Below are 10802 nucleotides of genomic sequence, written 5' to 3'. Positions count from 1 at the left end.
AGCTTCAAATAGGTCCCGCGCTGGACTTGCGGCGAGATCTGCGACGCGGGACCTATTTGAACCCTCCAGTATTCCGACGCAATCCGGCCACCGATTCCGACGGAAGTCGGCCACCCATTCCGATCGAAGCCGGCCACCCTGTTGAGACCGCCTGACGCTCTCGAAGACGGCGATCGAATCGCGGACCAGCCCACCTTTGCGACCAAGCAAGGGAAGGTCTGATGCCCGCCGAGAGAGCGCCGATGCGGAAGGTTCGAGAAGTTTTGAGACTGCGGCACGCCCTTGGCGTGAGCGAGCGGCAGATCGCCGTCACGGTCGGCATCAGCCGATCGACGGTTGGCGAGTATCTGCGGCGGGCTGCCGTGATCGGCATCACCTGGCCGGTGCCGGAAGGGATGGACGACGGCGAACTCGAGCGCCGGCTGTTCACGCCGCCGACATTCGAGGAGAAGCCGGCGCGGCCGTTGCCCGACTGGAAGGCGGTGCACCGGGAGCTGAAGCGGCGCAGCGTGACGTTGCTCCTGTTGTGGGAGGAATATCGCGCGGAGCACGCCGACGGCTATGGCTACAGCCGGTTTTGCGATCTCTACCGGGAATGGAGCGAGGCGATCTCGCCGACCATGCGGCAGACGCATGGGCCTGGAGAGAAGCTGTTCGTCGACTTCGCGGGCGACACGGTGCCGGTGTTCGACGCCGCGACCGGCGCGCAGCGGCTGGCCCATGTCTTCGTCGCGGTGCTAGGAGCATCCAACTACACCTTTGCCGAGGCGCGTTGGTCGGAAGGGCTGGCCGACTGGATCGGGCTGCACGCCAATACGTTGCGCGCGATCGGCGGCGTGCCGAAGGCGATCGTCTGCGACAATCTGAAGGCCGGCGTCACCGCCACCTGTCGCTATGAGCCGGGCATCAACCGCACCTACCAGGAGCTGGCCGAGCACTACGGCACCGCGATCCTGCCCACGCGTCCGCGCAAACCACGCGACAAGGCGAAGGTGGAAGTGGCGGTGCAGATCGTCCAGCGGTTTGTGCTGGCGCGGCTGCGGAACCGGCGCTTCTTCTCGCTTGACGAACTCAACGGGGCCATCCGCAAGGCGATCGCGGACCTCAACGACTCTTATGCAGAGTCTTGTCTGATAAAATAGCTGCGACCGATAGTGGCTCGTGCCACGGCTCTGTGCGTTACGGACCTCCTCTGCGAGCGGGGCGGTAGGAGGGTGTCCGGAACGATGTGTAAGGAGGTTTCTGTGAGTTTACCTTAATTGGAGACTCACATGACCACCGATACGACGATTACCCCTGAACTGCTGGACCAGCTTCTTGCGAACTACAGCAAGCCCGAAAACCTGACCGGCGAGAATGGGCTGTTCAAGCAGCTCAAGAAGGCCTTGATCGAGCGCGCACTTGGAGCCGAGCTGACCGAGCATTTGGGCTACGAGAAGGGTGATCCTGCCGGCCGGGGCTCAGGCAACAGCCGCAACGGGACAAGCTCGAAGACGATCCTGACGGAGGATGGCGAGATCGAGATTACCGTGCCTCGCGATCGGGCCGGCAGCTTCGAGCCGCAGTTGACCGCCAAGGGGCAGACCCGGTTCGATGGTTTCGACGACAAGATCCTGAGCCTCTATGCCCGCGGCATGACGGTGCGGGAGATCCAGGGCCACCTGGCCGAGCTCTAAGGCGCCGAGGTCTCGCCCGATCTCATTAGCCGGGTGGCCGACGCCGTCCTCGATGAGGTCCGGGAATGCCAGAGCCGGCCGCTCGACGCCGTGTACCCAATCGTCTTTTTTGACGCGCTGCGGGTCAAGATACGCGACGAAGGGCTGGTCAAGAACAAGGCGGTCTACGTTGCGCTCGCCTACAATGCCGATGGCGAGAAGGACGCTCGGGCTCTGGATCGAGCAGACCGAGGGCGCCAAATTCTGGCTGCGGGTCGTCAACGAACTCAAGGCGCGCGGCGTCAACGATATCCTGATTGCCGTCGTCGACGAGCTGAAGGGGTTTCCCGAGGCGATCACATCGGTCTACCCGCAGACGCTGGTGCAGACCTGCATCGTGCACCTGATCCGTAACAGCCTTGCCTTCGTCTCCTGGAAGGACCGCAAGGCGATCCTGCCCTCGAAAGGCGATCTATCGGGCTGAGAGTGCCGACGCGGCGGCGCTGAGGCTTGCCGAGTTCGAGGCCGAATGGGGCAAGCGCTATCCCGCCATTGGCCAGATCTGGCGCAAAGCGTGGGAGCACGTAGTGCCGTTCTTCGCCTTCGCGCCTGGCATCCGAAAGATGATCTACACGACAAACGGGGTCGAGGCGCTACATCGTTCGCTGCGCAAGATCATCAAGACCCGCGGCAGCTTCCCGACCGACGAGGCGGCGCTCAAGCTGTTGTATCTCGCCCTCAGGAACGCTGGCGTTTATTGGCGGCGACCGGTTGAATGGACTGCCGCGATGGGGCAGTTCGCCATCCACTTCGGCGCGCGGTTTCCCGGAACAGCGCGCTGATGATCACAACCGACATCACGGCGCCGACCATGATCGTTTGGACCGAACCTTCGCCGTCAAGCCCCGCGCCTGCGGCGCGCCGCTGCGCGGCTTCGGGGCTTGACCGCTCGGTCCGGCCAAGCAGAATTATCGGCCATGCCGTCGATGCCAGCTTTCAATGTCTCAAACGCAAAACCCACCTTCACAGAAATCGCTTACACAAAACTTCGGACATTCCCGGCGGTAGCGGCTGCGACAACATCATCAAACTAGCCACTGACATTTATCGTGACCTCGCCCCCAAGTGTTATCCAGTCCTGAGTTCAGGTGCTCCGGGAAGGTCTGGCCACTCGGCGCGTCTTCCGACGCTTTCGCACGGGCGACCGCGAGCTCGGCGGCGATCTCCGTACCCTTAGCGCGCTCGGCTGCCGGCGCCGCCTTCAGGGCGGCAACGTCATCCGGAGCGGCGTCGCGATCCGCATTCATGCGACGCAGTGAATCACAGATTGAATGCATTGGGACTCCCAAATGTCGGCAATATGAGGATTTTCCTGGATTAGCCCCCGCTCTGCGGCCGCCAGCTCAGTTGGGGAGTCCACCAGTCGATGCCCTCGAGCATGTAAGCCATTTGCGCTGCCGAGATCGACACCGCGCCGACCGACGTCGACGGCCAGATGAACCTGCCGTGATCCAGGCGCTTGGCATAGAGCGACATGCCCAAGCCGTCATGCGAGAGAATCTTGACCAGAAGGCCGCGGCGGCCCCATAAGATATAGAGATCGCCGGCATGGGGATCGCGCTCCAAGCTTTCCTGAACCGCAAGCGCCAAACTTTGCATGGCCCGACGCATGTCGGTGTGGCCAGTCGCGATCCATACCCTGACGCCGCTCGGGAGCGGGATCATCGTCGTCGCAGAAGCTCAAAAACCCGCTGCAGCTCGTCGCGATCAACGCGAACACGACAGCCGCCGCTAAGCTCGATCTCGATGATTCCAGCCGTTGCGCGTTGCTTAGGAGGCGAAGACGCCAGTTGCGACGTGCTGATCGATGCCGGTGCACGTGTGATCTCGACAGGAACCAGAGCTGGCACCGCATCACCGCCCAGGCGGCTTGGCGCGCCTGCCGGAACAGCAAGCTATGCGAGGCACTGATTGCGCAGCAGAAGTTGCAGATCGCCAAGCTAAAGCGTCAGATCTGACGCCACCGGGGACGAGCTGGCGGCGGAAGAGGCTGTGGCAAACCGACGACGGTGCGCGGATTTACCCGCAAGCGCAGTTGGCGCTGACGTTCGAAGAGCTGGAAGTCGTGAGCCACCCCATGCCGGCGCGCGACGCCGCAGACCGTCTCGCCGGCCTGCAAACGTCTCCTCGACAGACGGACCTTCTCGTCGTAACTCCATCGCCGCCGACGCTCGGCACCCAACACATTGACCTGCATCCGCACGTGCTGACCTTGCCCCAAGTTTTATCCAGCCCTGAGTTCGCCCCGGTCGTTGGATTTGCCCAGTTGGGGGAGCGACGGGAGCTGGCGCAGAGCCTTCGGCATAACGCACAGCGCCAGATCCCGTCGCGGATGGCAGGTGTCGGCGAACTCGGACGGCGTTTTCCATCCGAGCTGAGAGTGTGGTCGTGCGTCGTTGTAGTGGGCCCGCCCGCATCCGAGCGCGACGAGGGCCTGCGCCAGTGACGTGAACAGCGTCTCGTTGAGCAGTTCGTCCCGCAGCCGGCCATTGAAGCGCTCGATGAACGCATTCTGCATGGGCTTGCCCGGCGCGATGTAATGCCAACCGACGGGGCTTTGATCGGCCCATGTCAGGATGGCGTTGCTGGTGAGCTCGGTGCCGTTGTCGCTGACCACCATCCTGGGCTCGCCGCGCTCGAACATCAGCCGGTCCAGTTCCCGCGCCACGCGGATGCCGGAGAGCGAGGTATCGGCGACTAGCGCCAAGCACTCGCGGGTGCAGTCATCGACCACGGTGAGGACGCTGAAGCGGCGGCCGCAGGTCAGCTGATCCGACACGAAGTCGAGCAACCAGCGATCGTTGCGGGCCATCGGCACCGTCATTGGCGCCCGGGTCCCAAGGGCGGCCCGCTTGCGGCCGCCGCGGCGGCGTACCGCAAGCCTCTCTTCCCCGGAACAGCTTCTTGTGGTTTGACCAGGTAGCCCTCCCGGTTGAGCAGCACGTGCAGGCGCCGACAAACAAAAACGACGGCGTTCGTGGGCGATCGCCCGCATGCGCTGCCGTAGGACGGCATCGTCCGCCCGGATTGTCAGATATCTGATGGTCATGCGGCAGCAGCCGATGGCTTTACACGCCCGCCGTTCGCTCATCCCGTGGGCAACCATGAGATACGCGACAGCTTTCCGCTTGCCCGCGGGCGTCACCATTAATGGGATGGACCGCCCCGTCCTCCTCCCTCATCATAGGAAGGGCAGACTAAAGAGGAGAGTATCATGGCCGATCGCAATTTGCCGCGACCCGCGGCTGTCTATGGAATCGACATTGGCAAGAACCTATTCCACGTCGTTGGCCTGAGCTGCGACGGCACACCTGTTCAGAAATTTCGCTTTCGAGGGGACACCCTTCTTCAGTTCTTTGCGCGCGCACAACCAAGCATAGTTGGCATGGAATCCTGCGTCGGTCCACAGTGGCTCGCCCGGAAGATACAGGCACTTGGTCACAAGGTGCGCCTGATCCCCGTGCAATTCGTGAAGCCCTACGTGAAGTCAAACAAGAACGATATCATCGACGCCGAGGCGATCGCTGAGGCCGCTACGCGACCGACAATGCGCTTCGTTGCCGTGAAGGAGGAGGACCAAGTGGATCTTCAAGCGCGTTTCCTTCGTCATTCAAACGCGCGGCAACTCGAGATTGAATATTCCGGCACCCTGACGCAAAGGTACACCGTACTCGAGGCAGAAAGCCCGCGTCTGATTGATCAGGCGTGTCCTCGAGCCGACCATCTGGCACGGATTCGCGATGCAGCGCTTCCAGTTGCATAAATGTATCCGGCCTCTCGCGAGTGGACTGCTGTTGCAGCCACGCCATGATGAGATCCGCGCACGCCGTTCCCAATAAATAGTTCGGGCAGGAAGCCCGCTTTTTTGCACAGGGCTTACGGCATGTTGATCCACTGTTTCGTCATCACTGTTCCCGAGCCTTGCAATCGAAGCCAGAAGCGTCAGGCAAGGCAGGATCTCTGCGTTCGTAGAGTGCTCCGGGCTTGTTCAAGACCACCCACACAATGCGGGCCATCTTGGCGGCTAGAGCGACAACGGCCTTGTTCGGATGCATCCGAGCCTGGAGCCCGTCGAGCCAGCTTCCTAGGCGATCGCGCGTCCGGTCCAAATGCCGGAAGCAGGATCGCGCGCCCTGCACCAAAAGCTTTCTCAGATAACGGTTGCCGCGTTTGCTGACGCCAAGCAACGTCTGTTTTCCGCCGCTCGAGTATTGCCTGGGCACTAACCCCAGCCAGGCAGCAAGGTCGCGGGCCTTGCGAAACTGCAGCCCATCACCGATCGCGGCAAGTACGGCGGTCGCACCCAATGCGCCGATACCAGGAATTGTCATCAGCCGGCGGGTGACGTCCTCTCGATCGGCAACCGCTTCGATCTCCTGTGTCAATTCGCGGATCCGTTCTTCGAGGCGGCGGAGATCGGCGAAGCGAGCGCCCACCAGGCGACGCATCACTGGCGACAAATCGGCGCACCGCTGGATCATCGTCTCTATCACTTCCGTTTGGCCTATTGCGGGTTCGCGCACGCCCACGTCGTGCTTGGCGGTGAGAGCTTCGTTGCCCTGGCCGAAGGCCTGCAGAATGCCCTCTGGTCGCTCGGTGGGGCGCCGCGGGAGCATCGGACCGACAGTCTGTCGGCCGCATTCTGCAATCTCGATTGCCATGCTCGGGATGATCTGACGCAGCGATACGAGGCCCTTTGTGCCCATTACGGCATGGGGCATTCCCGCAACAATCGAGGCGTTGCTCACGAGAATGGTTCGATCGAAGGGCCCCACGGTCATCTCAAGCGAGCAATCGCGGACGCCTTGCTGCTGCGCGGAACTGTCGACTTCGACGATCTTGCCACCTATCGCGGCTTCATCGACGAGATCGTCAGCCGCCGCAATGCCCGCAACGCCAAGCGGATCGATAGCGAGCGCGTGGTGTTGCAGGAGCTGCCCGATCGGCGCACCTCCGACTACGAAGAGGTGATCGTCCGCGTGACATCGTCCGGCGGCTTCACCCTGCGCAAGGTGTTCTACACGGTGCCATCGCGCCTGATCGGTCACCGGCTGCGGGTGCGCCTTTACGATGATCGTCTCGAGATTATCGGCACGTGATCCATTCCCTGCGGCGCAAGCCGATGGCGCTTCTCAATCTGGTCTACCGAGATCGGCTGTTCCCGCGCGATGCCTATTGGAAGACCTTCGATCGGTTGCGCGAACGCTTGCCGGACAAAAAAGCCTGCCGGATCATGGTCGATCTCCTCGCGCTCGCTCATGAACGCGGCTGCGAGACCGAACTCGCCGATCAGCTCACCGCCGACCTCGAGGCCGGCCGACTGCCTGAACCTAACCGGCTGCGCGCTCACTTCGCTCCTGACCCGCCCACCTGCCGAACGTCGTGGTGCAGCTCGCACCCCCTTGCCACCTACGAATGCCTCATCGGTACTGCCGAGATCGGAGGTGCCGCATGAGCGTAGCCAATACCGTTGATACCGCGCGCCTCAATCTGTTGCTCAACGAGCTCCGCCTCCCGGCCATCAAGGTGCTGTGGGCGCAATTTGCCGAGCAGTCCGACAAGGAAGGTTGGCCAGCGGCCCGCTTCCTCGCCACCATTGCCGAGCACGAGATCGCCGAACGCGGTCGCCGGCTCACCGAGCGCCATCTCGTCGAGGCGCGGCTGTCTGCTGGGAAGACCTTCGGCGGCTTCGACTTCGAGGCCGTGCCGATGATCTCCAAGGCGCAGGTGATGGCGCTCGCCGCCGGTGACAGCTGGTTGGGTAAGGGTGCCAATTTGCTCCTGTTCGGGCCGCCCGAGTCCGATTCATACTGCCCACCTCGTTATGCCATTATAGTTCAAGCTCTCTTTGGCGGAGATCGCCAGACGACGGGCGCCGGAAGCGCCGCGCCTGCGCGGCGTTCCTGACCTCGGGGTGCTCCAGATCAGGCGCCTTGATCACCCAGGGTGCGCCCTTGCACAGCTGGTGCGCGGGCAAGCTTCGCTCCGCGATCAGACGGCGAACCGTCGATGGGCTGACCGTCAACGCAGCGGCGGCTTCATCCAGAGTAATTTCTCCTCTCTCCATGCGTTCGCCTTCCCGGTAGGGTGCGATAGCTTGCTGGTTGCGCAAGTGACGAACGCGGGCGCGGGTCCAGCTGTTACCGTGCCCCGTCGACTTGCCGCTCGGTCGAGGACCGCCGCGATCGTGCCGTCGGGCATCTGGCGTGCCAGAACACGCAGGAGATCGATGACATCTGCGGATGTGCTCCAGCGGTGTTGGCCCGTGCGGTTCTTTCTGGTCTCTAGCGCTGTGTGATCGCCGCCCTGCCAGTGGATCACAAGCTCAATTGCCGCATCGCCGACGCATACAACGATTTCGTGGATTAAGGTTCGGATGATCCCCTTGCGCGTGGCAGGCGTCGCCCCAGGACTGTTCCAGGCCCGCTCCAAATCGGAGCCAAGCGCAAGCAGCCGCTCGCGATCCGCCTCGCTCAGAGGACTCTCCGGCTTGGCCAACAGTGCACCGCGCTCTTCCTCGAGCGCGCGGACGGCCAGCAGACGTTCATTCCAACGTCGCTCCAGCTCGCCGGCGACCAGGCGATTGTCGGGATCGACAGCCTCATATCGCCGACGAGCCCGAGTGGCCTCATAGCGCGCTTGCTCACGCTTGGGCAGGCGTATCTCGCTGTGAACGCCGCCAACCCAGTGGACGACGAGGACGATCTCGGAGGCCGCATCATCGATATCGGCTACGACCTCATGGATGAGGGTGCGCACAATGCGCTTCTTGAGGCGAGCATCCGTCGTCGGCGCATCCCAGACCGTTCTGAGGTTCGAGGCCAGAACGCCGAGCGAGGCTGGATCAGCAATGGGGGCAGGCATCGCCGCATTATGCGTGGCGATTTTGCCCTCGACCTCCGCTGCGTGAGCGAGCGTCCTGTTCCAGCGCGCTCCAAGCTCGCCCGCCACCAGCCGGCTCGCGGGGTCAGCGGCATCGTATTGCCGGAAAAGCCTGGTCGGCGGCATAGCGCGCCGCTTCGAGATCGCGACTGAGAGCATCGCGCACCTGATCGCGCCGTTCCCCTGGCTTCCTTGGCGGCAGCGGTTGCGGCGGCGATAGCGCCCGGACCGATGACGCCAAGCAGTGCTTCCTCGATTGCATCATCGACGGGCAGTCCGCCGAAGCCGATGCAGTGAGGGCCGCCATTGTCCATCCAGGCGCGGCTACAGCTATAGCGCGGGATATGGTGGTTCATGCCGGAGTACCGGAGTGTGAGCTTGCGACCGCAGCGCTTGCACCGGATCAGACCGGCCAGCAGCGCGTCACCATGCTTGGGCGCGCCGTGATGCCGACCGGTGGGAGCGTTGCTGCTGACCATGGTGCGGATCGCCTCGAACCTCTCCCAGCTCACATACCCGTCGTGGGTGTTGGGCTTCAGCGCCAGCCATTCGCTCCGCGCCTGCGGCGGATCTTCACGCTCACACCCACGGCGCTGTATCCCGCCGCGACAGCCGTCTTACCATAGGCATAGGCGCCGCCGTAGACCGGGTTCTCAATGATCCGGTGGATGGCGGAGTAGCTCGGTCGCCGCCAGGCCGTTGCGCCGTTGGTCCGCTTCACCGGCAGATCGAGATTGTACTCGTGGAGCCAGCAGAACGGTCGCGCGCTGCCGAGTTCCTCGACCTTGTCGAACACCAGCTTGATCGCTCCTGGACACGCCGATCCGGATCTTTCTCATAACGGTCGCCGGCCTTCACGAAGCCGACGGGCGCTGCCACAACCAACTCGCCCCGGCGCGCCTTCTCGTAGCGGGCCGAGAGCGAGCGCTGGCGCAACAGATCCAGCTCGTACTCGTTGAGGCTGCCCTTGAGCCCGAGCAACAGGCGATCGTTACCGTGCCTTGGCGCGTAGATCGTCTCCTGATCGATCAGAACGGTATCGACCACGCGGCACATCTCGATGAGTTGCTGCCAATCCCGTCTGTTGCGAGCGAAGCGCGAGACTTCGCGGGCGCAAACCGCACCAACTTTACCGAGGCAAACCTCCGCTACCATCCGCTCGAAGCCGGCGCGTTGTACGCCGCCGGCGGCTGAGCGACCGAGATCATCATCGATCACTTCAACCTCTGACCATCCGAGTGCCGTCAGTCGGTCCCGCATGGCGTATTGCAACGCGCCGCTCTCGCGATTGTGTAGCACCTGATGTGCTGAGGATTGACGCACGTAAAGTATCCCCTTCTCCAGATGATGAGGCCTGACCTTGTCAGAGATCATGACCGACCTCCTTCGCGCGCGGCGTCGCTGTCGTCGCGGCATGGTCGAGGATCAACTGCGTCATCAGACTCGTAAGGGCCGCCTGCGCTTCCGCCGGAAGCTCCGACCATGTGGGCGCACCGGTGGCGCCGCTCGACAGGCCGCTCCCGAACAGATCCATCTGCTGCGGCCGCGGTTGTTGATTGTGTCGGTATCCGCTCCCTGGCATTGCCGTCTGGCGTGACATGAGTCGCTCCCCGATTCTGACCGTGAGAGCCTCTGGATGCGCCAGAAAGCAGGGCAGCTGATGGCGTTCGATCCTTCAACGCCAGATCGAGAAGCGCAGAAAGCGCCGCAAGCGCATCGATGCTGACAAACGGTTGAGCTGTCAAAAGCTCGGCGTCAGGGCATGCCGTCCGGTCGAACATCCCTGCTGGCACTTCCAGCCAACGATCTCCTTGCGATCCGTCCAAGGTGCAGCGAAAAACAACATCAAAGCCTTGTCGACGGCTCCATGAACGCAAACTCGGCGCCCAAACCATGGATGATGCCGATAAAGAACCTCGCGAAGAACGGTCCTGTGGCCGTTCTCAAACGTTGTTGTACAACGAACACCGCGGACACTCGGCCATCGGCTATATCAGCTCGGTCGAGATGGAGCGCAAGGTGGGATTAGCTTAACGGGGTGTCCATCAAACCGGCAGCACGCTCAGTGATCACCGGGGAGCGCCGACGGCGTCGGTGGACGAGCGAGGAGAAGGCCCGGATCGTGGCGGAGAGCTTTGAGGAGGGTGCGAACATCTCCGAGGTTGCGCGGCGCAATGGCGTTTCGCGCGGGCTGCTTACGGTGTG

General features: G+C 62.9%; 9 protein-coding genes and 7 pseudogenes. 6 read left to right on the top strand and 10 right to left on the bottom strand.

Annotated elements, in window-relative coordinates:
* Nucleotides 1–221 precede the first annotated feature (221 nt).
* On the top strand, nucleotides 222–1142 hold the full coding sequence (istA, locus tag L6637_RS41865; RefSeq protein ID WP_128955122.1) for an IS21 family transposase: 921 nt from the start codon (nucleotides 222–224) through the stop codon (nucleotides 1140–1142).
* A 129-nt stretch (nucleotides 1143–1271) separates the two neighbouring features.
* Nucleotides 1272–2497, top strand: a pseudogene (locus tag L6637_RS41860) (IS256 family transposase).
* A gap of 535 nt (nucleotides 2498–3032) precedes the next feature.
* Here the strand turns inward: L6637_RS41860 and tnpB are convergent.
* The 3 genes and pseudogenes from tnpB to L6637_RS41850 all read right to left on the bottom strand — a co-directional run.
* On the bottom strand, nucleotides 3033–3380 hold the full coding sequence (gene tnpB, locus L6637_RS41855; RefSeq protein ID WP_128929859.1) for an IS66 family insertion sequence element accessory protein TnpB: 348 nt from the start codon (nucleotides 3378–3380) through the stop codon (nucleotides 3033–3035).
* 283 nt (nucleotides 3381–3663) lie between these two features.
* Nucleotides 3664–3912 (bottom strand): transposase, encoded by a 249-nt coding sequence (locus tag L6637_RS43005; RefSeq protein WP_128955121.1) that lies wholly within the window; start codon nucleotides 3910–3912, stop codon nucleotides 3664–3666.
* Nucleotides 3913–3939: 27 nt separating this feature from the next.
* A pseudogene (locus L6637_RS41850) lies at nucleotides 3940–4863 on the bottom strand (IS3 family transposase); the annotation flags it as partial.
* 66 nt (nucleotides 4864–4929) lie between these two features.
* Between L6637_RS41850 and L6637_RS41845 the strand changes: the two are divergent.
* Nucleotides 4930–5307: pseudogene (locus L6637_RS41845) on the top strand (IS110 family transposase); the annotation flags it as partial.
* A gap of 313 nt (nucleotides 5308–5620) precedes the next feature.
* Here L6637_RS41845 and L6637_RS41840 read toward each other — a convergent pair.
* Nucleotides 5621–6178: pseudogene (locus L6637_RS41840) on the bottom strand (IS110 family RNA-guided transposase); the annotation flags it as partial.
* On the opposite strand from L6637_RS41840, the pseudogene L6637_RS41835 reads away from it, so the two are divergent.
* Both L6637_RS41835 and L6637_RS41830 read left to right on the top strand, forming a co-directional pair.
* A pseudogene (locus tag L6637_RS41835) lies at nucleotides 6179–7170 on the top strand (IS21 family transposase); the annotation flags it as partial.
* Nucleotides 7167–7511: pseudogene (locus tag L6637_RS41830) on the top strand (ATP-binding protein); the annotation flags it as partial. The pseudogenes L6637_RS41835 and L6637_RS41830, both read left to right, overlap by 4 nt.
* Before the next feature lie 34 nt (nucleotides 7512–7545).
* On the opposite strand, the gene L6637_RS41825 reads toward L6637_RS41830, so the two are convergent.
* The 6 genes and pseudogenes from L6637_RS41825 to L6637_RS41800 form a co-directional block, all read right to left on the bottom strand.
* Nucleotides 7546–7782, bottom strand: a complete 237-nt coding sequence (locus L6637_RS41825; RefSeq protein WP_232995628.1) for a helix-turn-helix domain-containing protein — start codon at nucleotides 7780–7782, stop codon at nucleotides 7546–7548.
* Nucleotides 7737–8756 carry a hypothetical protein gene (locus L6637_RS41820; RefSeq protein ID WP_232995665.1) on the bottom strand — a complete coding sequence of 340 codons (1020 nt, stop codon included), beginning with the start codon at nucleotides 8754–8756 and terminating at the stop codon, nucleotides 7737–7739. The genes L6637_RS41825 and L6637_RS41820 overlap by 46 nt, the downstream gene beginning before the upstream one ends.
* A 149-nt stretch (nucleotides 8757–8905) precedes the next feature.
* Nucleotides 8906–9076 (bottom strand): annotated as a pseudogene (locus L6637_RS41815) (recombinase zinc ribbon domain-containing protein); the annotation flags it as partial.
* A gap of 56 nt (nucleotides 9077–9132) precedes the next feature.
* Nucleotides 9133–9393: a recombinase family protein gene (locus tag L6637_RS41810; protein WP_232995627.1), complete on the bottom strand. Its 261-nt coding sequence runs from the start codon at nucleotides 9391–9393 to the stop codon at nucleotides 9133–9135.
* Nucleotides 9315–9971, bottom strand: a complete 657-nt coding sequence (locus L6637_RS41805; RefSeq protein ID WP_210326196.1) for a recombinase family protein — start codon at nucleotides 9969–9971, stop codon at nucleotides 9315–9317. The genes L6637_RS41810 and L6637_RS41805 overlap by 79 nt, the downstream gene beginning before the upstream one ends.
* Entirely contained in the window at nucleotides 9961–10197 is a 237-nt protein-coding gene (locus tag L6637_RS41800; protein WP_210326194.1) for a hypothetical protein, read from the bottom strand. Before L6637_RS41800 ends, L6637_RS41805 begins: the two co-directional genes overlap by 11 nt.
* A 438-nt stretch (nucleotides 10198–10635) precedes the next feature.
* Here L6637_RS41800 and L6637_RS41795 point away from each other — a divergent pair.
* Nucleotides 10636–10802: transposase (locus L6637_RS41795; protein WP_237867301.1), on the top strand; the 167-nt coding region annotated here is incomplete at its 3' end.

The organism is Bradyrhizobium zhengyangense, assembly GCF_022012435.1.
Classification (GTDB): domain Bacteria; phylum Pseudomonadota; class Alphaproteobacteria; order Rhizobiales; family Xanthobacteraceae; genus Bradyrhizobium; species Bradyrhizobium zhengyangense.
Note: the sequence above shows the minus strand (reverse complement) of the source record. Positions and strands in the feature narration are given on the sequence as shown.